This window comes from Zwartia lucis, assembly GCF_965234455.1.
Taxonomy (GTDB): Bacteria; Pseudomonadota; Gammaproteobacteria; order Burkholderiales; family Burkholderiaceae_B; genus Zwartia; species Zwartia lucis.
The window spans coordinates 660,433-684,244 of sequence record NZ_OZ248472.1 but is presented as its reverse complement, the minus strand read 5'-3'; the positions used below and the strand labels follow the sequence as shown (position 1 = coordinate 684,244).

Below are 23,812 nucleotides of genomic sequence, written 5' to 3'. Positions count from 1 at the left end.
AATTCGCTCAAAACTTATTTTTTAGAGTCTAGTGCTTTCAGCACCAAGCTGGTATCAGAGAGAGATTTTTTCAAGACTTGCGTGAATTCTGTACTATCTACGATAAAAGGCAATTCGCCACCGCGAGCCATTTGAAAGTCGCGAAAGTCAGGAGAGCGCAAAACTTCCATAATGGCACCCTCTAATTTTTTTATGATTGCGGCAGGTGTTCCAGCTTTCACCGCAAAACCAGTCCACACTGTCAGTTCAAATTCTGGATATCCACTTTCCAGTATGGTTGGTGTGCTCTTGAAAGTATCGATATCAACCATACGGCTTTTGCTTGCAGCGACAAGGGTACGAAGTCGGCCTGACTTAACAAGTGGCTCTGCCGTCCCTGTGGGCAGGATGGCTCCATCCAAGGTTTTGCCTGCAAGGTCACTAATGACTGGCGTGGCGCTTTGATAGGGAATGTAGTTTGCCTCAACACCAACATTCTTTAAAAGAGAAATAGAGCCTAAGCGATAAAACTCAGAGTAGTGTCCGAAATTAATTTTTCCTGGATTCTGACGCCCATACTCAACAAAGTCTTTGAATGTTTGATGAGGAGATGACGCAGGTACAACCACAACAATATTAGCGAGATTCATGCCCGCGACCATCGTAAAGTCTTTTAGCGGATCGTAGGAGTTGTTCGGGCGGGTCAGAGGGTTAATCACCATCGAACTGGGAGAGACAAGAAGAACCATATACCCATCAGCCGGAGCTTTTAGAACATACTCAGTCCCTATCAGCGAGCCCGCGCCTGGTCTGTTTTCAACAATGACAGGTTGACCCAGCGTTTTAGAGATTCTCTCCGCGACATAGCGAGCACCCGCATCGAGTCCACTTCCAGGACCAAGCGGGACGACAAACTTGATTGGCTTATCAGGATACGATTGGGCGACAACTACGCTGGAGAACACTCCGACACAAAGAGCCGCTATGACAGTCAGAAAATTTTTCATTGATGATCTCCGTTGAGATTATTTTCATTGGCATAACATCTGAAATACGATAAACACCCTTTCGCTTCAACCGCCGAGCAATCAACTTATCATGTGGGCTTAACCGCTAAATCTCCACGATAAATTGTATTTGCAAGCGTTTGTTGATGAGGTGTGTAGGGATCCCCCTCTACATTTGCCTTGCTATCGATCGTCCATTTCGCAAGTTCTAAATAAGTCATAAATGTTATGCCAGATTGTTGCTTGACCTCTTTAATGTACTGATCTAACAATGCGATTCGCGCTGCCCGAGTAGAGCCAAAATCTCCTCTGAGGTGAAGAGTCAACGGGATCAGTGCGTCAGCGGCAATTAAAGCTTTCGTTTCGTCGCGCCAGATTTGTAGCACTCTCTGGTGTGAATGGCGCGCCGAGTAGGCGGGCGCATCCGCAAGGGCATAGCAAGACGGGATTTCAACTAGTTTTCCACCTTTAAGGTCAAAGATGTAAGGCGCATCATCATCTTGAAAGCTCGCATCATAAAGAAGGCCGAGATCTATCAGGTGATGCAACGTTAAGGGTGATAATTCATTATCCGGACTACGATATCCCAGCACTTTCATCCCAATAATATCTGAAACGATCTCGATCCCCTCCTTAAGCCAAGCGAGTTCACCAGACTCATTCGGGCGTTTCATCGTTGCGCCACGGCTTGCAATCTCATGCCCAGATTTTGCGATTTCTTTTAATTCATCAATATGTCTTTTTGCATCTTCTCCAGTCACGAAAAATGTTGCCTGAATATTATTTTTTGCAAACAAGTCAAGCAGACGCGGAAGACCTGCACGTACGCCATATCGTCCGTATGAAAATCGGCCAAATAGTCGTTCATTCGTAGTACTCAATAAGTCATAAGCTTCTGCATCAAAATTAACGCTGATTGTCACAGCAGCTTGCGTACCTTTGGGCCAAGGGTATCCTGTTTTCATGAGTGAGAGACCTCTTCGAGATATTGGGGATTAGCTTGGCACCATTGGGCAAATTGCGCAGAGGTAAAAAATTGAACGCCGTCGAACTGCTGGATATGTCGGATCGTTTCTTCTAAAATTTTAGTTCTTGATGGCGTACCACTTCCCCAACCAGATCTTGGGTGAACAGTGAGAACAAAAAAACGGTCCCCGTTATAAATCGTATCGAATTCATGACGCCATTGGTCAAGCACCTCGGAGGGCGGAGTATGACTAAACTTAAAAAATGGAAAGTCATCCAAACTATAGGTATTGTTTGGCAGCTCTATGATTGTCGCTGGATTGCCGAGTACATCATTAAAACGAAGGCGATAAGGAAGGTCATAATCCTTGTCACTTGAGTCGTAGATATAGCCCATGGAGTGCAAGACTTGCATAGTCTTATTACTTTTTCTTCCAGAGGGGGAGCGCCAACCCTGCACAGGCTTGCCCAAAAGATTACTCAAGATGTCGTTCGTGAGCCTCAAGAGTTTTTCTTCTTCTGCAAATTCTACTTCCCAGGCCTCATGCAAATAACCATGAGCAGCGACTTCACAACCGGAAGAATCTATTGCTTTCACAACATCTGGATGGTGAATGGCATCGTAGCCTGGCACAAAAAAAGTACAAGGTACGTTCATTCGCTGGAACATATCCAAATGACGCGGTATACCCCTTTTAGCAGAGTATCGGCCCCACGAATGAATGCCAAGTGGTGGGATACCACGCCCTACTTCATGGCAGGGTCCATCGAAGTCCACACCAAGTAAGACGACGCACTTTAGTTCAGATGGGAGAACAGTTTTCATCTTTAGTTATGCCAGGATTAAAGTGGGAAATTAGAAGAACAAATTAATTGACTTTGATGTTCGAGCGTTTGATCACATCACACCAGGTACCAAGCTCTTGAGCAACGTATTCCTTGAATTTTGGGGGCGTGGTGGTTGTGACATCTAACCCTTTGCTGCCTAACGATGCTTGAAGTTTGCCGCCTGCATATACTTTTTGTAGCGCGGTCGCGATTTTTTCTACGACGGCAGGAGGCGTACCGGCGGGTGCAAATAAACCTGTCCATCCTACCGTATCAAACGTTGGATATCCCTGCTCAGCGACCGTTTTGACCTCAGGCAGAACGGGTGACCTAGCCAAGGCCATTGTTGAACCAAGTGCTCGCATTTTGCCAGCACTAATATTTCCGTATTGGCTGACAATTGTGTCTAACATGAAATCCACACGACCTCCCATCAGATCCGTAGTAGCTGCCGGTGCCCCGTTGTAAGGTACGGATAACATCTGAACGTTTGCGATTTGTTTGAATCTTTCGATCGCCAAATGTGAAGAACTTCCAATCACGGTCACAGCATGCGTTAATTTTCCAGGACTGGCTTTTGCCTTGGAAACTAAATCTTCTATTGATTTGATTGGTGAGTCAGCATTTACAATAAAAACGTTGTTGTAGTTTGCAAGCAGACCAATTGCCTCAAAGTCTTTCAATGGATCATAAGGTAAATCGTATAAGCAAGCATTGGCAGCATGCGTTCCGATTGAGCCAACCATGATTGTGTAGCCATCAGGCGCCGCTCTGGCGACCGCACTTGTGCCGATGGTCCCGTTTGCACCAGCTCTATTCTGAACCACGATTGTTGTCCCCAACATAGGACCAAGCTCATTGGCTACGGCGCGAGCAATAATGTCTGTTCCACCTCCAGGTGCAATGGGCACAATGAGGTTGATGGGTTTATTGGGCCAATCGCCTGTGTTTTGAGCATACGAAAAGCTGGAGGAAAGCATGGCGATTGAAAATGTCAACACACTAAAAATTTTCTTTTTAATATGTTTAGTTGTTTTATCTTGATTGAATTTAGTCATGTCGGTTTCCTTAAGTGCGATTGAATAGAGTCAGCTAAGTGCGTTAGAGGGATACCAATTCATTGGGGATTTCATCCAGTGGCCATACAGGACGTCGAACCTTGATATAGGTCAATTTTTTTAAGTTTGATGAGACAAAGCCGCCACTATCAGCCAAAAGAATATTTCTTGAAATGGGCTCAAATGCTGCGCGGAAATGCTGTTGAGATTTCACAACGAGCACGTTGGCATGAGTGGGTTCGATACCATTACTTCTAAAAAAAGCAAGATCTTGTACTTGGATATTATTTGTCGCCAAAATCACAGACAAGTTTCCACAGCGAATAGTTGCGGTAGGACCAAGCGAAAGTTTGGCGCCTTTTCTCATTGGGCCTTCGATGACTAAACCTCCGTCCCCAAGGTGTATTACCTCGCAAAGACCCGCAAATGAAGCTCCATAGAGTTCTGGCATTTTTCTGGAGCCAAACTCTAGATGAATCTTTTTTCCAATACCTGCTTCGAAACATGTTTGAACCGCATCTGGGTCACATATGCTAGCGACACCAATATCATGAATATTGGTATTAGCAAGGTAATTTAATAAACCTACACCATCACCCGGAGCTCCATGCCCAGGATTGTCGCTGAAATCAGCGATAACAATTGGCCCACCCTCAGTCGGAGTATTTTCTATTTCTTTTACAAGCTGATCGAATGAAAGCAAGTTAATTGAACGCTGAGCGCGGGTGTTCCACATATCTTTTAGTAAAGGACGAAGGAGTTCTCTGACTTCCTTTTCTGGGATCTCTGTTGTCACGACTACTGAAGGGCCTGCTTGCTCAATATCTGACCAGGGAAATCCGACGGCAAGTTCAAGAGCATGAATGTCTTGATGAGCAAGATGGATCTCGCGAGCTTTCTTAAGGAGCTCTGGAAAAGGGCCTGAGCTATGTGTTCGCCCGTGATCACAGCCATCAAGCATAGGTAGTCTAAAGACTCTGGTGTGAGGGAGTCTCCCTGTTTCTAGAAGTAGGCTTAAGTGAGCACAAGCCTCCAAGGCTAGAGGATATTGGTCAACATGTGGATACGTACGATAGATGAAAACTCCATTGACGTGGCGCGCCATTTCATCTGTAACGTTGGCATGCGTATCGAGTGTGATAACAAGAGGTTTGTTCGGCCCTAAGGCTTGTCGAACTTTTAATAACAAATAACCCTCTGCATCATCCGCATTTTCTGCAACCATCGCACCATGTAAAGCTAAAATGACTCCATCCACATGAGCAGCTTGCTCAACGAGTCTATCAATACAATAATTCAGCATATGCGCAGTCACTGGCCCCGAGGGCGTGCCATGCGCGGCAAATGGTTGAATTAATGTCCAGTTGTTATCTCGTGCATAGGCGATGTGTGCGCCAAGTTCAGTACTCGTATTTGCATATTGCTTCGTGACCCCTTCGTTTTCAACGAAGATTCTTCTTTTGAACGCAGCCATATCTGTTGCGGTATTGCTGAAAGTATTCGTTTCATGGCTGAGCTGAGCAGACAATATTCTGTAAGTCATTGACGATGGACACTAAAGAAGGGGTGGAATTAAACATTCAACCACTTTAAAGTCCCAACTTATATCCGTCAAATCATTAAAATGGGTCTTCGTATATCAAATTTGGTATATGTGGTTGCTTGGATAAATGATGAATGACATCGACTTACGCCACTACGATTTGAATTTGCTTCCTGTGCTGGACACGTTGTTACGGACAAAAAGTACGACTGAAACAGCCCGAATATTGTCCCGGACTCAGCCAGGTATCAGTCGTGACTTAGCAAAACTCAGGCGTCTATTTGGAGATCCATTGCTGGTTCTTGTCCGCGGACGATTTGAGCCGACTGCTTATGCGATGTCACTATGGCCACATTTGCGAAGAGCATTGGAAGAGGCGCGTACGATACTTGATTGCTCATCGAAGTTTGATCCCGCCTCTTCAAAAGAAGCTTTTCACATCGGGACAAATAGTTTGACCGAATCAATGATGTCGACATGGATGGCGACACATTTTCCAAAAATAGCTCCGGGCGCTTCCATTCGCTTCACCCCTGTACCCGGGTCACATGTTCCGATTGAACCCTTGCTGAATGGACAGATGCATTTAGCTGTTGGCCGATTTAGTATTTGCCCAATAAGCTGCAATATGCAACCTCTATTTACAGACCGACGTGTATGTGTCATGCGTTCGGGGCACCCGCTGCAGGGTAAAAAGTTAAGTCTTGAGATGCTCACCAAGATGAGTTTTGTCACGACTTACACAATGCATGGCTTAACCAATGAGATTGACATTGTTTTAAATGAGCATGGGTTAGTACGGAATTTTCAATTTTTTGTTTCAAACTTGGCTATGGCACCACACATATTGTTGCGAAGTGATTGTGTCACGACAATGCCACGACGTGCGGCTGAGCTTGCATTATCGCAATATTCATTAGTGATCTCAGAACTTCCAAATGATATTCCTGAAACAACCTACTCGATGATCTGGTCAAAACGTTGGGATGGCGTCGACTCGGTCTCTTGGCTCAAAGAGCAAGTGTGTCACACCTTTATGTCACCTGCTCATGATTAAGATGAGCCAAACTTGAAGGAATCATTCCCACCCTTGCCACACGCGAAGACACGTACTTGCGTGTCAATAATCACGCCCAGCTTTAGGGAGATCAATACACCTCCTTCGTACACACTCGCGTAGCCCAAATAAAAGACGCCTTACTTCAAATAACGCTCTTTGCACGCAGTCGCTCAATATCCGCTTCGCTAAATCCCAGTTCCTTCATCAGAACGTCGGTATGCGAACCAAGCGGCGGTGTAGCTGTTCGGATTTCACTTGGTGTTCGCGACAAACCCACTGGCTGACCGACCACCTGAATTTCGCCAAGCTCAGGATGCATGACGGGCGTCGCGATCCCTAAATGCACGGTTTGTGGATCTGCAAACACTTGGTCCATTGTGTAAATCGGACCACACGCCACACTCGCTACTTCAAAACGCTTAATCCATTCGGCGGTTGGCTTTTTGCGGGTCACAGCGTTCAGTTCTTTGCTGAGAGCCTTTCGATTCGCCGAGCGTAGTGTGCCAGTCTTATATTCCTCACGCGCCAACAACTCCTCAGCATCAATCGCTTTACAAAGCCTTTCCCACATTTGTTGCGCACCCGCACCAATATTGATATGGCCATCCGCAGTTTCAAAAACACCTGTCGGTATAGAAGTCGGATGGTCATTACCTGCTTGCGTGGGAATCTCTTTTTTAATCAGCCAGCGCGCCGCCTGAAAATCAAGCATCGCGATCATCGACTCAAGCAGAGACGTTTTGACCCACTGCCCCTTGCCCGAGTCCGCACGTTCAACGAGCGCTGTCATGATGCCTAGGGCGCAATACAGACCTGTCGCAGAGTCCGCAACAGCAATGCCGGCACGCACAGGACCTTGGCCCGGTTCTCCCGTGATTGACATCAATCCACCCATACCTTGCACAATCTGGTCGTAACCTGGCCGATTCGCATAAGGCCCGTCTTGTCCAAAACCGGATACGCTTGCATAAATCAGTCGTGGATTCGTTTTAGCTAGCGTTTCGTAGTCGATACCCAAACGAAACTTCACGTCAGCTCTAAAGTTTTCAATCACGATATCCGCTTGGTCCGCCATTTTTTTAAAGATGGCTAAACCTTCTGGTTCTTTGAGATTCAACGTCAGACTGCGCTTATTTCTGTGAAGATTTTGAAAGTCAGGATTCAGACGCCCATCGCCCCAACCATCGCTTACGCCCAACCCTTCTGGCGCCTCGATCTTGATGACGTCCGCACCCCAATCAGCCAACTGTCTCACCGCAGTGGGTCCTGAACGTAATCGAGTCAGGTCTAGGACCCGGAGTTTTGCCAAAGGCCCTACACGCGTTTTGCTGTCCATTCGTTGCTCCGCTTCGTTATTTATTGGCTTTTTGTCTGGCGATGACATCGCCCCAGCGCTTATGGTCTGCGCGCATGATCGCTCCATATTCCTCAGGCGTGCCTTTTGCTACAGTCATACCCGCTGTCGTCAGTGTCTTTTGGACATCCGGCATATCTAAGATGAGATTAATTTGCTTGTTCAATTTTTCAACAATCTCTTTGGGTGTGCCTTTAGGTGCAAGGATGCCGTACCAACTATCTGCGAGAAAATCGGGATATCCAGACTCTGGGGAAGTCGGCACATTAGGAAGCGTAGTTACGCGTGTCGTACCTGTCACTGCAATCGCTTTTAACTTCCCTGCGTTCACCAAGGGAATGGACGAAGGCAAACTAGCCACCATCATATCGACATCACCACGCGCCAACTCAATCACAGCCGTGCTGGAATTTTTATATGGCACACTCAAAATTCTTGTATCTGTCAGGATGCCAAACAAACTCCCAATCAGCTCCGTCTGTGACGAAGTCGATGCAAACGTTGCGGGCGATGATTTCTTTTTTGCGAACTCAGAAAATTGCTTCAACGTATCGTAGGGTGAATTGACACTCGTCACCATTAAAAAAGCCTGTTTCACGCCAATCGCTACGGGTACAAAGTCGTTCAGCGGGTCATAGCCAAGATTTGCGCTTAAAAAGGGGTTGATTGCGATTGAGCTCGTCAGCGAGACTGTGAGCGTATAGCCGTCAGGTGCCGCTTTGGCACCGAAGGCAGTACCAATGGCCGCCTGAGCGCCAGGCTTATTGTCTACAACAACCCGTTGATTCCATACTTCACTCAATTTCTGAGCAATGATACGTCCAAAGGTATCTGTTCCACCTCCAGGGCCGTTTGGTACGATGAACGTAATTTGTCTATCAGGATAGCTCGATGCGTGTACGAGCGATGTCGCGCTGAGCAACAGACCACCCACAATAAAGCCTAAACGTTTAAGCATAACGTGTCTCCTCTGATGTTTTTAGTTGCGGCTTTTTCGCGCATTTTTTTCATCATATACCTCAAGCACTTCAAATAAAACCAAATGCAGCGTTTTAAAACGCTGACATTCAGAAACCATGGATCGAATAGATCGCTTCGTCCTACTTAATCAGCAACGGCAACACCTTTCTCACGTCACCATGTAAGGATGTCAACGCATCTTCAAAGGACAAATGAGGCATTTGTCCTTTTACGAGGGAAGCGACCGCTTGCGCTTGATCTAGATCGCGAGGTTTTTTAAGTACCTCGCGCGTTGGCAGACTCGATAACCATGCCTTGTGCAAAGCAAACGCGCGCGGATCGGGCACACGCATGGGAACAGGCAACCCTGCCCGGTCCAGCTCTCTCAATACGCGTGCCCTAGCGCTGAGCGATAGTTTTCATAGAGTTGCTCGGAGTTGACCTGGTGCAGTCTTTGCTGATTTGAGAGCAGTTTCATAATGTTTCCGGCAGAAAGTCATTTTCAGTCATTATGCCGGAAACAAAGGATTGCTTAAATCATCTGAACGCACTCAATATGTTTTACATCAGCCCAAGCCTCTCCCGAAACTCAACATTCAGCGTGCTAGTAAGATGGTCGACAAAACATTCCCAGACTCTTCGGTAAACCCGCTCTATCGTCCATTGGAATCAACATGAACTACAAATCAATCCTCAAGACTCTGCCCATTGTTTCGCTCTACTGCCTGTCTACTGTAGCTTTAGCGGAAATACAGATTTTGAAGGCTTCAACCATTATTACGATGGACGCGAAGAATCCACGTGCAGAGGCCATTGCCTTTGATACCGTGACAAAAAAAATTACTGCGATTGGGTCGCTCCAGAATGTGCGTGCCAGTGCACCAAACGCAAAGGTACAGGATTTGGGCTCTACCGTGCTCATGCCTGGTTTTATTGATCCGCACAATCACCCGATTCTCTCGGGAGTTACGACACAAGCACCTGCCTATTGGATTGCACCATACGTTGGCGCAAAAACCTGGGCAGACGTCCAAGCAACCATTAAAAAGGGGGATGCAGAAGCTCCAGCCGGCAGACCTTTGGTATTCAATGGCCTAGACAGATTATTGCAAGAGGCTCCCCTGCCAACACGGGACATACTGGATAAGTTAACGCCAAGCGGTCGAGCAATCATCGTGATTGATAATTCTGGGCATGCGGTTTATTTCAACACTGCAGTCGTCAAAATTTTAGGCTGGAAAGATGAGAAGCCGCCTGCCAACCCAGTGGGCGGCAGCTATGGACGATTACCAGACGGCACCTCCAACGGCGTTGCCAATGAAACGGCTGCTTTAATGGCAGTGGTTGGCCCGATCCTTCCGAAAGCAATCCCCCACATTTTACTTTCCAGTGCAAAGTGGTATGCGTATATGGCCTCTATGGGCATCACCTCGACATCGGAGCACACTTACAACACAGGCATGTATGAGAGTTACCAAGCCTTAGCATCCGTCCCAGACAGCCCCTTAAGAATGCATGTCTATCACATGGCAATTGAGCCGGATGCAGGCGCGAAAGTCTCCTGGCCTGATCCCAGCATGGTCCGAAAAAATGGCGTCAAGCTGTGGGCAGATGGAAGCCCATGGCTGGGTACTGTTGCACAGAGTTTTGGCTATTTAGATAACGCCCGAACCAAACAGGCGAATATTCTCATGGGACCACTGTTCGAAAAGGGCATGAATTACACGCGCCAGCAGCTCGACCAATTGCTCGATCAATACGCGCCTATGGGCTATCAGATGGCGTTTCATTGCAATGGCGACGTTGGGTTTGATGTGGTGCTCGACGCCTATGAGAATGCATTAAATAAATACAAGCTGATTGGCACCGATCACCGCTGGCGTGTTGAGCATTTAGGTGCTGCACGGGCAGATCAATTTCAGCGCGCAGAACGTCTTGGGGTCACTGTTTCAATGGCGCCATTTCAGTACATCTATTGGGGTGATCTATTAGACGGAACCATGTTTAAGTCTGAATATGGGGCTCAATGGCAGCGCGTTGGTGATGCGATGAAAATGAAAACGCGCACCACATTTCATAATGATGGATCGGTATCTCCTCCAGATACGTTAAGAAACATTCAGCACATGGTGATGCGCACGACTGATTCGGGCAAGGTTCATGGTCCCAATCAGGCAGTCACCCTAGAGGATGCGCTTAAAGCCTCTACTATCAATGGCGCCTATCAACTCAAACGCGATAAAGACATTGGTTCGCTTGAAGTGGGTAAGTTTGCTGATTTAGTAGAGCTATCGGCCGACATTACTGCTGTGAAGCCAAACGAGATTGTTGAGAAAGTGAAAGTTCAAGGAACATGGCTGGGCGGTAAGAAGATTGATACTGCGAAATTTATAGAACAAATTTCTGCGATTGATCCATCAATGCATAAGGACTTGTCAAACTCAGCTATCAAGAATTTTCATCGCCATTGATTTATTTTTTACGAAATCTAAAACCACCTTCGGGTGGTTTTTTTATTTATGTCAAAGATCGCGAATATTTTTTTCCTATCGCTGCCGGCAGTCCAAGGCACTCCATTAGATTTAAGTAGAAAGACTTTCATCCGTTTCCAGCAAAAAGTCCTTTTCCGCCTTTTGGCCGGAAACTTTTTTACAACTTATTTTATTTAAACAGCATTTAATGACAGTTATAGTGTTAATATAAACACATGAACACTGTCACAAAGACCCCCCTTCCCTCCGGCGACTCTCCGAGTCAGTCTTTTTCCCTCGATGAGCTCTGTGCCCTCACGGACCTGAGTAAGCGGACGGTGCGTTATTACGTCCAGCTTGGGCTCGTGAGTCGCCCTGAGGGAGAAACACGGGCCGCGAAATATTACCCCCAGCATCTCGAACAGCTCCTGCTCATCAAAAAATGGACGGCAGCTGGTGTTTCTCTAGATCGCATTCGGGAGCTGCTCCAAGGCGGCCCCGCCCCCGTGCCGGACCGTGGTCGTCGACCAGGTTCGCTTGAGGTGTGCAGCCACCTGCATGTCGCCGAGGGGATTGAGCTTGTGATCGAACCGACCCGTGCAGGACTGAGCCCCGAGCAACTGCGCAGTTTTGTGCGCAGCGTGCTGCAGGCGTATGAGGTCTTGCAAAACCACCCTAATAACAACGACAAATAATTAAATGGACAACATCATGATCGGATCTCTACAGCTAGACGAGTCTTTCCACGCGACACTTTGCTCCACGTCGGGCGAGCCTTTGGTGTTGCAACACGTTGCTATCACGGGAGATGTGCGGGGCGCGATCTTTGATGCGCATGTGCGTCAAACATTTATCAATCCTTCGGCGGAGCATCTTGAGGCGATTTATAGTTTTCCGCTACCTTGGGGCGCACAGCTGCTCGGGGTGGAGGTCAAGCTCAACGAGCACACTCTGCTGGGAACGGTTGTAGAAAAGTCCGAGGCTCAAGAAAGCTACGAGCAAACGCTGGCCGACGGCAACGCAGCCATCTTGCTGGAGCGAGGCGAGGACGGCAACTATGTGCTCAATCTAGGTAACCTCGCCCCCGGCGAACGCTGCGTGATCGACCTGCATTACGGCCAGCTCTTGCAGTTCGAACAAGGCGGCCTGCGGCTCAAGATCCCCACGGTGATCGCACCACGCTATGGCGATTTGCTCCGAGACGGTGGTCTACAACCGCATCAAGTCCCCGAGACGGATCTTTTGACCGAATACGGCTTTGCCTTGAGCTTGACCTTGCATGGCACGTTAGCGCAGGCTCAGGTGGGCTCACCGAGTCATCCAATTAAGGTGTCGCGTCAGGGTTCGAAGGGCTTAGTTGGCAGCCACACGCACAACGCTCAGTCCGACTCCCTGACCGTCACACTGGGTCGTGACAGCTTTCTGGATCGAGACTTTGTGTTGGTGATGGATCAACTCGAACATTGCTCAATCGCCTCCGTCGCACCCGACTATGTCAAGCCGGAACACTACGTGGTCACGGCGAGTTTCTGTCCTTCATTCGAGGCCTTAAATACAGAGGGTCAGCCTGTCGTGCCCGAACCGCTCTCTCTCAACATCCTGGTCGACTGCTCGGGCTCCATGGCGGGAGACAGCATCCAAGCGGCTCGCCGCGCGCTGCACGCAATGGTGGCTAGGTTGGGCATGCAAGATACTTTTTCTCTGTCCAAGTTCGGTAGCGCAGTCGAGCACCGCTCACGCGCGCCTTGGCCCGTGACCGAAGCCACTCAGTTATCCGCCCAACGTTGGATCAGTAGTCTCGATGGTGATATGGGCGGCACCGAACTAGAGCCCGCCCTCACCTCCACGCTTGCCTTGTCGAGCAAGGTCGAAGGCGCCATCCTGTTGATCACCGATGGTCATGTCAGCGCCGTCGACGCCATCATCAGGCGTGCAAAAAGCTCTAAGCAACGCATTTTTGTCATTGGCATTGGCAGCAGTGCTTCGGAAGGTCTGCTTAAACGCCTCGCTCAGGAAACCAAAGGCGCCTGTGATTTTGTCGCGCCAGGCGAAGCCGTCGAGCCCGCGATCTTGCGCATGTTTAATCGCTTGCGCACACCTCTTGTCACCCACGTCACCATCGAGTGGCCAGAGGGCAGTCAACCACGCGATATCACCGCGCTCGACTCAGCCGCCTTTGAGGGTGACACTTTGCACGTTAGTGCTTGGTTTGATCGCGCGCCCACCGGAACGGTTACGCTCAAAGCATGTCTTGCGGGTGACACGCGCCAACAGATTCTGGGGAAAGCCGACATTCACTCGGAAGTCAATGCTGAACCGACGAAGAGCGATACGCACACTGCGGGTCAGGCGCTGGCATCCACCACGCTCTCACGTCTCGCAGCCGCCAAACGCCTCTCCGAGGACCTGCCAGCCGACCTCCACTGCAACATCGCGCTCGACTATCAATTGGTCAGCCGCAGCACCAGCTTTCTGTTGAGGCACATCCGTGCAGAGCAAGAACGCGCGCTCGCGATGCCTCGTCTACACAAAGTCAAACAGATGATGCCACCAGGCTTTGCGAGCATTTCAGATCAAGTGCTGTTTTTGCGGTCATCTATTTCATCCGAAGTCCGTTATACAGACAGCATGGATATGGGTGTGCCTAGCTTGTTGCGCAATCCCCGACAATCTGTGGAGTTAAATCTCTGTCAAGCGCAATCGGAAATGTTAGAAGAAGCCTGGATTCCACCGTTTCTCAGACGTGGACAAAGCGATACTCAATCCACTTATCAACACGGCGAGGCTATCAAGCTCTACCACTCGCGGATTTGGAGCCGAATAGAAATCAACGGTCAACGTGAACGGGCAATCATCAACAAAAGCCCGACAGGTGTCGGTGTGCGCGTCTGGTTTTTTAATGATCTCGACCAGACCTATGATTTTGTCGATTACAGCTTACGACGCGTTGCCGAGCGAGTGCTGATGTCGCTGGGCTTTGTGAAAATGCCCAAAGAGCTGAGCGCTCTGGTCCCTTGGGCGCGTATACAACTGACTTGGAAGGCTAGATTGCTTTTGGTGTGATTCATGCTCGGGATCAAACGCTCTCATCGCTGAATCGGTTTTCCTACCGAAGAGATCGTTTACCCTCGCTTTGTTCTAAAGTTCTTTTAATTTCTGAGCCGGCACTGTAATTCGGTTATTAAAATTTAACCTGACATTGATATCCAATTAGCTTACCATCCTAACGTCGACTACTAGAAGAATCCTGAGGCTAAAATAATGAAAGTCATTTTCTGGTTAGCAAGTGCAATTTTTGCTGTCTCGCAACTGAGTGGGTGTAGCGACGGCGGGTCGACCTCAAGCGCGCCTAAAACTCCGAATATCTTATTTGTGGTGATGGATGACGTCGGCGTAGATCAAATGCTGTCGTTCGGCTATGGCGGCACAACGCCCCCAAGTATGCCTAATATGAATACGATCGCTGCTGCAGGAATTCGATTTAGAAATACCTGGTCTATGCCAGAGTGCTCGCCCGGTAGAGCTGCGATGTTTGTTGGTCGCTATCCACTACGAACTCAAATCAATCAAGCAATTGGCCCAAATGATTTAGCTAATTCACAATTGTCTCCCTATGACATGACAGCACCCAAACTATTGCAACAAGCCAACTACGTGAGCGGCATGTTTGGAAAGTTTCATTTGGCGGGTCCAGAGAACAACCAAGCTGGCAATGGCACGCCCAAACAACTGGGATGGGATCATTTTTATGGCTGGGTTGGCGGACTTCCCGGATCGATCGATACGACTGCAGGTGGCGTTGGACCTCAGGGAACTTATTCGTGCGGATTTGTTCCTTCAACCTCCAACGGAGGCGCCAATACAGGCGCCTGCTATCAGGCCGATAATTCGTGTAGTGTAATCTCGACTGTTTCAGATGCTGGTGATCCGCCAGGCAAACAATGTTTAATGTCGGGTGGCATTTTAGTCCCCAATGCTACCTGTCAAAGTAGTCCCCCCGCGAATTTAAATTTCAATATGGAAAATTCATATTACGTTTCTCCTTTGGTGATCAATAGCGCTGCGGGTGTGCAATCCATCCCCTTGACCGACAGTAGAAATCGGGGTTATCGAACGACGATCGAAACGGATGCAGCCATTAATTGGATAAAAAGTCAGTCGACATCGACCCCTTGGATGGCGACCGTTTCTTATAGCGCGGCCCATACACCACTTCAGCAGTCGCCCTCTGCGCTCGCACCAACAATTTCTGGTGGGATTGACGATCTAAATTGTGGTGATTCGTCAAGTTATCAGACTATTCAGAATCAGATGACAGAAGCGATGGATACAGAATTCGGACGCCTGTTAGTCGCCATTGGATTAGCTACCAAGAAGTCCGATGGAACGCTTAATTACGACCCGAACGCTAGCAATACGATGATCATCATCGTCGGGGACAATGGAACAAATGGGCCTTCTGTCAAATCTCCATTTAGTCCTTCTTTTTCTAAAGGCACCTCATATCAAACTGGCGTTTGGGTTCCGCTGATCGTTGCCGGTAAATTAGTCAACGCGCCAAACCGTGACGTGAATTCGATGACCAACACAGTTGATATATTTCAACTTTTTGGAGAAATAGCAGGGATCAATGTGAAACAAGCGGTACCTCGAACAATTGACTCAGCGCCCATGATGCCGTATTTGGCAAATGCTGGCCAAGCCTCTATACGAACGATGAACTTCACTCAAGCTGGCTACAACATTCAGGCTAATGGTAGTCAAAATGGTCCGTGCATCATCTCCGGCGGGACCGCTTGCACACAAGTGCCGGTTTCAAAGAGCGTCTGCGAAGACAACACAGGTGTGTGGTGGGGCGTGGGCTATACGGACGCTTCTGTGATCGGCCCCTCGGTTGGACCAAGTTCCAGTCAGGGCTATCAACAATGCTGGGAGGTGAATCAGGCCTTATTTAAGTCCAGCCGCCCCCAAATTAAAATAAGTGCTGGCGCTTCAAGCGCCATTCGAAATGCCACGCATAAGTTAGTACAAAATCAAACCCAAACCTACAACTCTGCTGATGACTCACACTCGGTAGTCATTACAAACGAGCTCTATGCCATTAATGAGAATGTTGGCTCGCCAGCCTTGGATACTCCAGGATCTGCTAACCAACTGGATCCAAATGCTTATTCGGATATTTATAACAACCTTCTCACTCAACTCAATAGCGTTTTAGCTTCCCAGCCAGCTTGTCCAGGCGATGCCAATATTGACGGCCAGGTGAACCCTGAAGATTTAAATATTTGGCAACAACTTACCCGCTGGGCCTTATCCAGCGTTGCCGACTTTAACTTTGATGGCCTGACAAATAGTACAGATGAGCAGTATATTCAAAAATATCAAGGCAAGTGTCCAGCGTCTACCTCGGTGTATTGATGCAAAGCGTTTACTTGACTCGTCGCACCATCCTGCTTGCCGCTGCTATTGCCGTAACGTGCAGCGTATCAGCTTACTTTTATTGGCAAAATCGCAGCGTCGGTACGAAGACACCTCACGTTGTGATTGAAAGTGATGGCAGGAATGCGCCACTCGGGATGGTTTGGGTTCCTACTGGTGACTTTTTGATGGGGAGTGATTCAAAAAAAGATCAGGACAATGAGAGACCTGTCCATCGCGTCAAGGTCAAGGGCTTTTGGATGGATACAACCCACGTCACCAACAATCAATTTGCTCAGTTTGTTAAAGAAACAAATTACAAAACGACTGCGGAGCGCACTCCAGACTGGGAGACCATTAAAGTGCAATTGCCAGCGGGTATCCCCCGGCCGCCTGCTTCGGTATTGGTACCTGGAGCGATGGTATTTATTGGTACCAAAAATAAGGTTCGTTTAGATGATTACTCCCAGTGGTGGGCTTTTGTACCCGGTGCTAATTGGCGGCATCCCACGGGACCCAAGAGCAATCTCGACAACAAGGGCAATCATCCAGTCGTGCAAGTAAGCTATGAAGATGTTCAGGCTTATGCAAAATGGATTGGCAAAAGATTACCTACCGAAGCCGAGTGGGAGTTTGCCGCTCGCGGTGGCCTGAGCCAGGCAACCTATGTGCTTGGGGATCAGTTTGAACAAAATGGCAAACTACCTGCCAATATTTGGGATGTTAAAAAACGAGCATTCCCGGTTGTAAACGCTCAGTTAATTGAAGATAACGGAATCGCAGAGGCCGGGACAAGTGAAGTAAGGACCTATCCACAAAATGGCTATGGCTTATTTGATATGGCAGGTAATGCTTGGCAGTGGGTGGCCGATTGGTATCGTGCCGATTATTTCGCCATGCAAGTGAAAGAGTTCGGTCATCAAGTCATTGTCAATCCACTCGGCCCGAGCAACTCGTATGACCCAACAGATCCAGGCACGCCAGTCAATGCGCCCAAACGAGTGATTCGAGGAGGGTCTTTTTTATGCAACGAAGATTACTGCCTGTCTTATCGACCAAGCGCACGTCGTGGCACTGACCCCTACAATCCAATGTCTCATATCGGATTTCGCTTGGTCAAAGATTGACCGAGGCCGTGACTGCACAAACTCATTGCCTCACACGCCATCGCCCTTAGGTAAGTGTCTTGGCAGATCCATACTTTCGTGTAAAAGCCTAAGCACATCGATCGTTTGAGTTCTACCTACTCGAAAGACAACAATGTGTCTCCCCTTGCGTCCAAGCCGAGCGACATGCAAGGTCCTTATCCCTAACTCAATTTCATCTCGCTGCTTGCTGCCCAAAATTTCAGGGCCATCCGTCAATGCCTCAATGGCCTGTGAAACTGTCTCAGAATAGGCTTGGGCCTGAACTTTACTAAAGTGCTTCGTTGTCCAACGCAGGATATCCGCATAGTCCAATTCGGCCTGCCGGCCGAGCCTAATCTTCCAAATTTTGCTCATTTATCAGCGATGGCCTTGGAGGCGACAGAGTTCAGATGGGCTCCGAGAGCTTCAGATGTATCAAAGGTCATGAATTCGCCTTGATCAAAGTCAGCAATGCCGACTTTCACCGCGCTACGTAGCGCCACCAAGCGTGACACATCCTCGGCCTCGCGTTGCTCGAGCAAACGGAGGCCGTCGCGGAGCACCTCGCTGGCATTTTGATATCGGCCGCTGCTGACGAGCTGCTCAACGACATGAGCTTGATGATGGGTCAGCACAACATTACGGGTAGGCATTGTTGATCTCCCTAGATGTTATTGGCAGATTATGCCAATAGTTTAGTTGGTCGTCAACACTACCGTTTGAACTGTTCTGGTGGTAAGTCTCAATCCTGTGTTGGCGCTCTTGTGAATCGAAAGGCTTTCCATCATCGGACAGCACTAAGGCTCCAAGCGTTATTTTCAATTAAATAATTCAGAGTATCGTATTGCAATACCTTTAAACATTATTCGAGGACTCACGTTATGCAAAACTCAAAGGCAGTCGAATGGATTGACTCACAGCAGACAGCCATGCTGACATTGCTCGAAGAACTGGTGGGGATTGACTCGCACAGCTATTACAAAGAGGGTGTTTCCCAAGTTTTTCGCAAACTTGAGTCTTTTTTCAAGACCTTCGGCTTAACAACCCAATCCCATTTTGTGCAGGGAGTCGAGGCGGTACTGTCCGTGACGCTCAATGCGGGCGCAAGCCTTGGTCGCCCAGTCCTGCTGATGGGTCATTGCGATACCGTCTTTCCCAAGGGAGAGGTCGCCAAACGCCCCTTCCGCATCGAAGGAAACCGCGCGTATGGTCCTGGCGTTGCAGACATGAAGGCGGGCGTCGTCATGAATGCGTTCATCATCGCCGCGCTTGCCCATTCTGGCCAGACAACCACCGAAGTATCCGCACTCTTTACGTGCGACGAAGAAATCGGCTCTCCCCTTAGCAGAGAGGTCATCGAGGCTTTTGCTCGTAAAGCTGCGTTTGTCTTCAACAGCGAACCCGGACGCCCTTCAGGAAACGTCGTCACAGGACGCAAAGGCGGTATTTTTCTTGAGATGGATATCCAGGGGAAAGCCGCGCATTCAGGTGCCAATTTTTCAGAGGGCATTAATGCGATATCAGAGATCGCGAACAAAATCATTGAGCTTGACAAGCTCACAGACATTGATGAGGGCTTGACTGTTAGTGTTGGACTGATTTCAGGCGGCCAGTCTGTCAATACCTCCGCCCCTTCCGCCAAAGCCGCTATCGACGTGCGAGTCAAAGATCTGGCACAGCGCGAATATGTCATGAGCCGAATCCAGTGCATTTGCAACAAAAACTTCATCACCGGCACCCTGGCGAAGCTAAGCGTCATAGGGGAATTTAAGCCGTTCGTTCCAACCGCAGCCTCGCAGAAACTCTTTGAGTTGTACCGGGACACGCTCAAGGATATCGGTCATCAAACAGACCAGGAATTTAGCGGCGGATGCGCGGACTCTGGAGTGACCTCCAGCCTTGGCGCGATCACGCTATGCGGGACCGGCCCAGTGGGCGGTAAATTCCATACCCCGGACGAATACACCGAAATCGATTCCTTTTTGCCCCGAGCAAAAGCAGTGTTGCTGACGATCGGCAAAGTCCACGCCGCACTGTAAGAGCGATTGAAATCTGTTTCTTTTCTTGGTGACGTCCTCAAACGCCTGCGCGAATTTCCTGAGGACGCAAACGCCTCTTAAAGACGATGTTTATATTATTTATGGTTGCGATTTAGTTTTAATTGCTTTTTTCGGTCTTGGGTTTACCGCTGCAGCATCAACAGAATTAGGATGATTTCCATCTGTTTTTTTAATCCCAATCTTGGAGAATCCTATTGCTGCTCCCGGTAATGCATAGCCTTCTGGCATAGGTATCGCACCCACCGCAATATTCATCTCAAACGCTAACTCATATACTCCTACGTGCAGTCCATGATGTTTAATCAAAAGCTCAGTTAACTCTTGAATCGTATGCGTATTTACATCGTCTTTTTCTTTTGACTTAGTGGGCATGATTTTTTCCCACTATTGTTTTTTGATCAAATTTATGCCAACTCGGTGTATCGCCTGCACTAGCAACAAAGGTTGATTGTTTTTTAACAATAATTTCAACTTTGTGATGGAGCTCAATCTTTTTACTCTGATCGTTGCTCCACTGCAAATATGTATGAATTGCTTTCGAAACAAAGGAATTTAAACTCTGTTGCTCTTTTAATGCCAGTAAGCTTGCCGCACGGTGATCTTGAGGTGAAATCCGCACATTAAAAACGCCTGTGAATGCTTTCTGCGGCGCTTTACCAACTTCAACGCAAGTCACTAAATAATCTTCAACGGCATTTTCAAATTCTTTTTTTAATCCTGCTACCGTATCAGCTTGGTACGTCACCAAATCATCAATAAAAAGCAATTTCCCTCGACAAACGCCAGCTTCCAAGTCAATCTCTGCGCTTCCGTAAAAGTCCTTGTATTTAAGCTGTTCCATTGTTTTCCTAAAGTAATCCGATTTCTTTTAATCGGGATGTAACGTCATTAATGCATCCCTTGTCTACGTCAGGATTAGGATGCGGTTCATGGCACAAAATTAAATGTTTAGTTACCGTATGAACAAATTTTCTTCTAGACCCTGATCCATTGAGCTGTTTATACCCAAGGTGTTTAAGAAATGCTGTTAGCTCGACCCACTTGAGATCGGAAGGAGGTGGACGCCTAAGAAGCCTCTCCCGAGTCTTGTCATGTTTCGACATTTGCTGCCCTTAGAAAGTTCCAAATTGTACCTGAAAAATAGTTACAAAAATCACCCATGAGCATCTATTACCTACCCGGACGAGGCGGTCGTCTAGAAACAGGACTGGCAAAGCAATCCCGACAATGTCCAGGCTCTAGCAAAACTGATGGCATGGCACGTCACTGTTGTCCCAGAGGCGGGACATATGTTGCCTAAAATCTATGTTGGTGCTCTGTTAGATCGATGGACATCTTCCGTCTAACCCACCACATTAGAGAAACGGACGTTCCGCGATTTCTTTAAGAGCGAATGAATTTGCAAGCAAAAAAGGAAAGGATTCCCTGCGCTTCACGCTAGCAACGCATCAGGCGTTACTAAGCTCACCAGACGCGCGTTGCCCGATCCGATCAAGCCATTGATCTCTCTCTGATCCGGCGGTTCTTTGTGCAATGGTTTGCCAGGGCCCGCTAAATTCTCAAGCGGGGATGTCTGATTCATTGCCAATAATCCAAATCTTGGGTTGGTTCAATACGCGTGTCAAAAATGAGCTGTCATCCAACAGTCGTTGCTTGACATCCACTTCTGTGTAAATCGTCGTGTTGATCCCTCGCCCTAAACGCACCTCGGTGCCTAACAATTGATTGAACAAATCTGAGTATGACAGCTTATCGCTGATGACAAACAGGTCAATATCACTTGCGACCGTATCTTGCTTCTTGGCAATTGACCCGAATAAAAAAGCGCAACGAATTATCTCTCGGTAGGATGCGAGAGCTTCACGAATGGGATGAGCTAGACCAAACCGCTTTCGCTCAAGCGCTTCAATTCCCTTTGCACCGCTCCCGAACCAGCACCAGTCAGTTTGATCAGTTCGTTGGAAAAGTACGAGCGGTCTGGTTGGCCGAATAAACAGGCTAGTACGCGTTGCTGGGTATTCGTGAACAAGACACTACCTAGCCCGTCATAAGAAGCAGACTCTTTATGCGTCGAGTTTATTATCATGCCCATATTAGGCATGACAATACCCAATTTGGGCATGTCAAGCAACATCTCTCGATCTCAATTACCTTGCATAGCTATCCAGCAGATACTTACCTAGAAAACCTAGCAAGGTAAACATACCCCCGCAATATGCAGTCATCATCCACATAAATTTACGCTCAAAAAACTTATGTAAATCAGCGTTACTCCGGGCGATTTCTTGGCGCAAGTCAGTCTGCACAAATGCAATCTCTTTGCGCAGGTCAGTCTGTACAAATGCAATCTCTTTGCGCAGATCAGCCTGAACTAATGCAATCTCATGCCGCAGATCAGCTTGAACCTGAGTCATTTGCACACGCAAGTCAGCCATTGCCTGGCAAAGATTCGACATTGACCGATCAAGACGTTCGCAGATTTTAGTGTGTTGATCGACGGCTAATTCAACGGTGAGCATGCGTTTTTCCATCCCAAAATAATAGGGATCATTATGAACATTTTCTATTCGTGAAAGTGCTGCATCGCCCTTTATTTGGTAACAGAATTGTTTCACCACCTCACCCACAAAGCCAGAGTCGATTTCATGTTGAATCTCTTGTTTAGAAGATGATGCACCAGACACGAGCTCACTCGATGACAAAGCATGATCTGCAAGGATCTCAGACTTTAAAAGTATGGATTGCGACTTAATTTGTATTAGACCGAACACACTCCAGTTTCTATACTTTGTTATGAATTTCAACACTATTAACGCTGGTCTGAACCCTTATGCATGACAAAATTGTTTCTATCCAAACCTCTATTCTGGATGTGCCGACCATCAGGCCCCACAAATTGTCGGTGGCGATTATGGAGCATCAAAGCATGGTGCTGGTGAGACTGAGAACCTCAGAGGGTATTGAAGGGATCGGCGAAGCCACTACCATTGGTGGTCTGAATTACGGTAGCGAAAGCCCAGAGAGCATCAAAGTCAATATTGATACCTATATTGCTCCTCTCTTACTAGGACAGTCGACAAAAAGCCCTGCTGCACTCATGGCACGCATCAACAAAGCGGTTAAAGGGAATCATTTCTCTAAAAGCGCCATTGAAACCGCCTTATACGATGCACTCGGGAAAAAATTAAACGTTTCCGTTGGTACGTTACTTGGCGGGATTGTTCGCAACGAACTAGGCGTCGCGTGGACGCTGGCCAGCGGCGATACGCAGCGCGATATCGCCGAAGCTCAACAGATGTTGGAAACAAAACGTCACAACGTTTTTAAGTTAAAGGTTGGACTTCGCTTGCTCAAAGACGATCTCCGTCACATCACAGCGATTAAAAAAGCACTTGGCGAAAACATTAGCGTGCGCATTGATGTCAATCAAGGGTGGTCAGAAAGCGAAGCGCTACTGATGTTGCGACCTCTTGCAGATGCAGGGATTGATTTGGTAGAGCAACCTGTTCAGGAAAAAAATCACGCTAGTCTGGCTAGATTATCTGGCCTAGGTATCCTTCCCATCATGGCCGATGAATCCCTCAAAGGGCGTGAAGATGGTTTCACACTTGCTGCAGGCCGATGTGCAAACGTGTTTGCCATCAAAATTGAACAGGCGGGTGGTTTGCGCGCAGCTCAAGACTTGATTGGGATTGCCCAGGCAGCGGGCATTGGTTTGTACGGAGGCACGATGCTTGAAGGACCGATTTCAACCATTGCCTCCGCCCACTTATTTGCAACGGTCGATCGCATTGAATGGGGAACGGAATTGTTTGGTCCGCTGCTCATGAAAGACAGCATTTTGGCTGAACCGCTTGACTATAGTGACTTCACTTTAAAGTTGCCAAGCGGTCCTGGTCTTGGCCTGACGCTTGATGAAGACAAAGTTCGCCATTACGCGCGCAATCTCTAACCCCTCGCACCAACAGCTCAAGTCCGCGC

Annotated in this window: 25 protein-coding genes; 9 read left to right on the top strand and 16 right to left on the bottom strand. The window is 48.0% G+C overall.

Features of this window, described 5'->3' with window-relative positions; all coding sequences use genetic code 11:
* Positions 1 to 14: 14 nt before the first annotated feature.
* The 5 genes from AC8GE9_RS03275 to AC8GE9_RS03255 all read right to left on the bottom strand — a co-directional run bounded on the left by AC8GE9_RS03275 (position 15) and on the right by AC8GE9_RS03255 (position 5,366).
* A complete protein-coding gene (locus AC8GE9_RS03275; RefSeq protein WP_506675676.1) occupies positions 15 to 986 on the bottom strand; it encodes a Bug family tripartite tricarboxylate transporter substrate binding protein in 972 nt (323 codons plus the stop codon).
* Between the two features lie 89 nt (positions 987 to 1,075).
* On the bottom strand, positions 1,076 to 1,951 hold the full coding sequence (locus AC8GE9_RS03270; RefSeq protein WP_506675675.1) for a polysaccharide deacetylase family protein: 876 nt from the start codon (positions 1,949 to 1,951) through the stop codon (positions 1,076 to 1,078).
* Positions 1,948 to 2,778 (bottom strand): polysaccharide deacetylase family protein, encoded by an 831-nt coding sequence (locus AC8GE9_RS03265; RefSeq protein ID WP_506675674.1) that lies wholly within the window; start codon positions 2,776 to 2,778, stop codon positions 1,948 to 1,950. Before AC8GE9_RS03265 ends, AC8GE9_RS03270 begins: the two co-directional genes overlap by 4 nt.
* A 43-nt stretch (positions 2,779 to 2,821) precedes the next feature.
* A complete protein-coding gene (locus AC8GE9_RS03260; protein ID WP_506675673.1) occupies positions 2,822 to 3,838 on the bottom strand; it encodes a Bug family tripartite tricarboxylate transporter substrate binding protein in 1,017 nt (338 codons plus the stop codon).
* Positions 3,839 to 3,881: 43 nt separating this feature from the next.
* Positions 3,882 to 5,366 carry a M81 family metallopeptidase gene (locus AC8GE9_RS03255; protein ID WP_506675672.1) on the bottom strand — a complete coding sequence of 495 codons (1,485 nt, stop codon included), beginning with the start codon at positions 5,364 to 5,366 and terminating at the stop codon, positions 3,882 to 3,884.
* 145 nt (positions 5,367 to 5,511) lie between these two features.
* Between AC8GE9_RS03255 and AC8GE9_RS03250 the strand changes: the two genes are divergently transcribed.
* Entirely contained in the window at positions 5,512 to 6,438 is a 927-nt protein-coding gene (locus AC8GE9_RS03250; protein ID WP_506675671.1) for a LysR family transcriptional regulator, read from the top strand.
* Between the two features lie 145 nt (positions 6,439 to 6,583).
* Here the strand turns inward: AC8GE9_RS03250 and AC8GE9_RS03245 are convergent, their stop codons facing one another.
* The 3 genes from AC8GE9_RS03245 to AC8GE9_RS03235 all read right to left on the bottom strand — a co-directional run bounded on the left by AC8GE9_RS03245 (position 6,584) and on the right by AC8GE9_RS03235 (position 9,144).
* The gene (locus tag AC8GE9_RS03245; protein ID WP_506675670.1) at positions 6,584 to 7,777 is read right to left on the bottom strand and encodes a CaiB/BaiF CoA transferase family protein; all 1,194 of its coding nucleotides are present in this window, start codon (positions 7,775 to 7,777) and stop codon (positions 6,584 to 6,586) included.
* A gap of 16 nt (positions 7,778 to 7,793) precedes the next feature.
* Positions 7,794 to 8,753, bottom strand: coding sequence for a Bug family tripartite tricarboxylate transporter substrate binding protein (locus tag AC8GE9_RS03240; protein ID WP_506675669.1), 960 nt, complete (start codon positions 8,751 to 8,753; stop codon positions 7,794 to 7,796).
* Between the two features lie 142 nt (positions 8,754 to 8,895).
* Entirely contained in the window at positions 8,896 to 9,144 is a 249-nt protein-coding gene (locus tag AC8GE9_RS03235; RefSeq protein WP_506675668.1) for a GSU2403 family nucleotidyltransferase fold protein, read from the bottom strand.
* Between the two features lie 285 nt (positions 9,145 to 9,429).
* On the opposite strand from AC8GE9_RS03235, the gene AC8GE9_RS03230 reads away from it, so the two are divergent.
* From AC8GE9_RS03230 to AC8GE9_RS03210, 5 genes are all read left to right on the top strand, one after another.
* The gene (locus AC8GE9_RS03230) at positions 9,430 to 11,226 is read left to right on the top strand and encodes an amidohydrolase (RefSeq protein ID WP_506675667.1); all 1,797 of its coding nucleotides are present in this window, start codon (positions 9,430 to 9,432) and stop codon (positions 11,224 to 11,226) included.
* Between the two features lie 236 nt (positions 11,227 to 11,462).
* A complete protein-coding gene (locus AC8GE9_RS03225; RefSeq protein ID WP_506675666.1) occupies positions 11,463 to 11,921 on the top strand; it encodes a MerR family transcriptional regulator in 459 nt (152 codons plus the stop codon).
* Between the two features lie 16 nt (positions 11,922 to 11,937).
* Complete coding sequence (locus tag AC8GE9_RS03220; RefSeq protein ID WP_506675665.1) at positions 11,938 to 14,289, top strand: VIT and vWA domain-containing protein; 2,352 nt, start codon at positions 11,938 to 11,940, stop codon at positions 14,287 to 14,289.
* Positions 14,290 to 14,487: 198 nt separating this feature from the next.
* Positions 14,488 to 16,644 carry a sulfatase-like hydrolase/transferase gene (locus AC8GE9_RS03215; RefSeq protein ID WP_506675664.1) on the top strand — a complete coding sequence of 719 codons (2,157 nt, stop codon included), beginning with the start codon at positions 14,488 to 14,490 and terminating at the stop codon, positions 16,642 to 16,644.
* On the top strand, positions 16,644 to 17,771 hold the full coding sequence (locus tag AC8GE9_RS03210) for a formylglycine-generating enzyme family protein (RefSeq protein ID WP_506675663.1): 1,128 nt from the start codon (positions 16,644 to 16,646) through the stop codon (positions 17,769 to 17,771). The genes AC8GE9_RS03215 and AC8GE9_RS03210 overlap by 1 nt, the downstream gene beginning before the upstream one ends.
* A 30-nt stretch (positions 17,772 to 17,801) precedes the next feature.
* On the opposite strand, the gene AC8GE9_RS03205 is transcribed toward AC8GE9_RS03210, so the two are convergent.
* Together AC8GE9_RS03205 and AC8GE9_RS03200 are read right to left on the bottom strand one after the other, a co-directional pair.
* Complete coding sequence (locus AC8GE9_RS03205) at positions 17,802 to 18,146, bottom strand: type II toxin-antitoxin system RelE/ParE family toxin (protein ID WP_506675662.1); 345 nt, start codon at positions 18,144 to 18,146, stop codon at positions 17,802 to 17,804.
* A complete protein-coding gene (locus AC8GE9_RS03200; RefSeq protein WP_506675661.1) occupies positions 18,143 to 18,424 on the bottom strand; it encodes a type II toxin-antitoxin system ParD family antitoxin in 282 nt (93 codons plus the stop codon). The genes AC8GE9_RS03205 and AC8GE9_RS03200 overlap by 4 nt, the downstream gene beginning before the upstream one ends.
* 228 nt (positions 18,425 to 18,652) lie before the next feature.
* On the opposite strand from AC8GE9_RS03200, the gene AC8GE9_RS03195 reads away from it, so the two are divergent.
* Positions 18,653 to 19,810, top strand: a complete 1,158-nt coding sequence (locus AC8GE9_RS03195) for a M20 family metallopeptidase (protein ID WP_506675660.1) — start codon at positions 18,653 to 18,655, stop codon at positions 19,808 to 19,810.
* A 99-nt stretch (positions 19,811 to 19,909) separates the two neighbouring features.
* Here AC8GE9_RS03195 and AC8GE9_RS03190 read toward each other — a convergent pair whose 3' ends face one another.
* The 5 genes from AC8GE9_RS03190 to AC8GE9_RS03170 all read right to left on the bottom strand — a co-directional run bounded on the left by AC8GE9_RS03190 (position 19,910) and on the right by AC8GE9_RS03170 (position 21,639).
* The gene (locus AC8GE9_RS03190) at positions 19,910 to 20,203 is read right to left on the bottom strand and encodes a hypothetical protein (RefSeq protein WP_506675659.1); all 294 of its coding nucleotides are present in this window, start codon (positions 20,201 to 20,203) and stop codon (positions 19,910 to 19,912) included.
* Positions 20,193 to 20,672: a type II toxin-antitoxin system HicB family antitoxin gene (locus AC8GE9_RS03185; RefSeq protein WP_506675658.1), complete on the bottom strand. Its 480-nt coding sequence runs from the start codon at positions 20,670 to 20,672 to the stop codon at positions 20,193 to 20,195. Before AC8GE9_RS03185 ends, AC8GE9_RS03190 begins: the two co-directional genes overlap by 11 nt.
* Before the next feature lie 7 nt (positions 20,673 to 20,679).
* On the bottom strand, positions 20,680 to 20,934 hold the full coding sequence (locus AC8GE9_RS03180; RefSeq protein WP_506675657.1) for a type II toxin-antitoxin system HicA family toxin: 255 nt from the start codon (positions 20,932 to 20,934) through the stop codon (positions 20,680 to 20,682).
* 329 nt (positions 20,935 to 21,263) lie between these two features.
* Positions 21,264 to 21,413, bottom strand: a complete 150-nt coding sequence (locus AC8GE9_RS03175; RefSeq protein WP_506675656.1) for a hypothetical protein — start codon at positions 21,411 to 21,413, stop codon at positions 21,264 to 21,266.
* Complete coding sequence (locus tag AC8GE9_RS03170; RefSeq protein ID WP_506676313.1) at positions 21,391 to 21,639, bottom strand: nucleotidyltransferase domain-containing protein; 249 nt, start codon at positions 21,637 to 21,639, stop codon at positions 21,391 to 21,393. Before AC8GE9_RS03170 ends, AC8GE9_RS03175 begins: the two co-directional genes overlap by 23 nt.
* Here AC8GE9_RS03170 and AC8GE9_RS03165 point away from each other — a divergent pair.
* The gene (locus AC8GE9_RS03165) at positions 21,612 to 21,824 is read left to right on the top strand and encodes a hypothetical protein (RefSeq protein ID WP_506675655.1); all 213 of its coding nucleotides are present in this window, start codon (positions 21,612 to 21,614) and stop codon (positions 21,822 to 21,824) included. The two genes, AC8GE9_RS03170 and AC8GE9_RS03165, sit on opposite strands and share 28 nt — an antisense overlap.
* 154 nt (positions 21,825 to 21,978) lie before the next feature.
* Here the strand turns inward: AC8GE9_RS03165 and AC8GE9_RS03160 are convergent, their stop codons facing one another.
* Positions 21,979 to 22,515: a hypothetical protein gene (locus AC8GE9_RS03160; protein ID WP_506675654.1), complete on the bottom strand. Its 537-nt coding sequence runs from the start codon at positions 22,513 to 22,515 to the stop codon at positions 21,979 to 21,981.
* Positions 22,516 to 22,661: 146 nt separating this feature from the next.
* Here AC8GE9_RS03160 and AC8GE9_RS03155 point away from each other — a divergent pair, with 146 nt between their 5' ends.
* Positions 22,662 to 23,783 carry a muconate/chloromuconate family cycloisomerase gene (locus AC8GE9_RS03155; RefSeq protein WP_506675653.1) on the top strand — a complete coding sequence of 374 codons (1,122 nt, stop codon included), beginning with the start codon at positions 22,662 to 22,664 and terminating at the stop codon, positions 23,781 to 23,783.
* Positions 23,784 to 23,812 lie beyond the last annotated feature (29 nt).

Excerpts from the sequence above, each read along its gene's own strand:
- AC8GE9_RS03270 (WP_506675675.1), bottom strand. The coding sequence starts at position 1,951 with ATGAAAACAGGATACCCTTGGCCCAAAGGTACGCAAGCTGCTGTGACA.
- AC8GE9_RS03250 (WP_506675671.1), top strand. The coding sequence starts at position 5,512 with ATGAATGACATCGACTTACGCCACTACGATTTGAATTTGCTTCCTGTG.
- AC8GE9_RS03275 (WP_506675676.1), bottom strand. The coding sequence starts at position 986 with ATGAAAAATTTTCTGACTGTCATAGCGGCTCTTTGTGTCGGAGTGTTC.
- AC8GE9_RS03265 (WP_506675674.1), bottom strand. The coding sequence starts at position 2,778 with ATGAAAACTGTTCTCCCATCTGAACTAAAGTGCGTCGTCTTACTTGGT.
- AC8GE9_RS03220 (WP_506675665.1), top strand. The coding sequence starts at position 11,938 with ATGATCGGATCTCTACAGCTAGACGAGTCTTTCCACGCGACACTTTGC.
- AC8GE9_RS03185 (WP_506675658.1), bottom strand. The coding sequence starts at position 20,672 with ATGGAACAGCTTAAATACAAGGACTTTTACGGAAGCGCAGAGATTGAC.
- AC8GE9_RS03225 (WP_506675666.1), top strand. The coding sequence starts at position 11,463 with ATGAACACTGTCACAAAGACCCCCCTTCCCTCCGGCGACTCTCCGAGT.
- AC8GE9_RS03200 (WP_506675661.1), bottom strand. The coding sequence starts at position 18,424 with ATGCCTACCCGTAATGTTGTGCTGACCCATCATCAAGCTCATGTCGTT.
- AC8GE9_RS03215 (WP_506675664.1), top strand. The coding sequence starts at position 14,488 with ATGAAAGTCATTTTCTGGTTAGCAAGTGCAATTTTTGCTGTCTCGCAA.
- AC8GE9_RS03245 (WP_506675670.1), bottom strand. The coding sequence starts at position 7,777 with ATGGACAGCAAAACGCGTGTAGGGCCTTTGGCAAAACTCCGGGTCCTA.
- AC8GE9_RS03210 (WP_506675663.1), top strand. The coding sequence starts at position 16,644 with ATGCAAAGCGTTTACTTGACTCGTCGCACCATCCTGCTTGCCGCTGCT.
- AC8GE9_RS03155 (WP_506675653.1), top strand. The coding sequence starts at position 22,662 with ATGCATGACAAAATTGTTTCTATCCAAACCTCTATTCTGGATGTGCCG.
- AC8GE9_RS03175 (WP_506675656.1), bottom strand. The coding sequence starts at position 21,413 with ATGAATCAGACATCCCCGCTTGAGAATTTAGCGGGCCCTGGCAAACCA.
- AC8GE9_RS03240 (WP_506675669.1), bottom strand. The coding sequence starts at position 8,753 with ATGCTTAAACGTTTAGGCTTTATTGTGGGTGGTCTGTTGCTCAGCGCG.
- AC8GE9_RS03180 (WP_506675657.1), bottom strand. The coding sequence starts at position 20,934 with ATGTCGAAACATGACAAGACTCGGGAGAGGCTTCTTAGGCGTCCACCT.
- AC8GE9_RS03260 (WP_506675673.1), bottom strand. The coding sequence starts at position 3,838 with ATGACTAAATTCAATCAAGATAAAACAACTAAACATATTAAAAAGAAA.
- AC8GE9_RS03195 (WP_506675660.1), top strand. The coding sequence starts at position 18,653 with ATGCAAAACTCAAAGGCAGTCGAATGGATTGACTCACAGCAGACAGCC.
- AC8GE9_RS03230 (WP_506675667.1), top strand. The coding sequence starts at position 9,430 with ATGAACTACAAATCAATCCTCAAGACTCTGCCCATTGTTTCGCTCTAC.
- AC8GE9_RS03190 (WP_506675659.1), bottom strand. The coding sequence starts at position 20,203 with ATGCCCACTAAGTCAAAAGAAAAAGACGATGTAAATACGCATACGATT.
- AC8GE9_RS03205 (WP_506675662.1), bottom strand. The coding sequence starts at position 18,146 with ATGAGCAAAATTTGGAAGATTAGGCTCGGCCGGCAGGCCGAATTGGAC.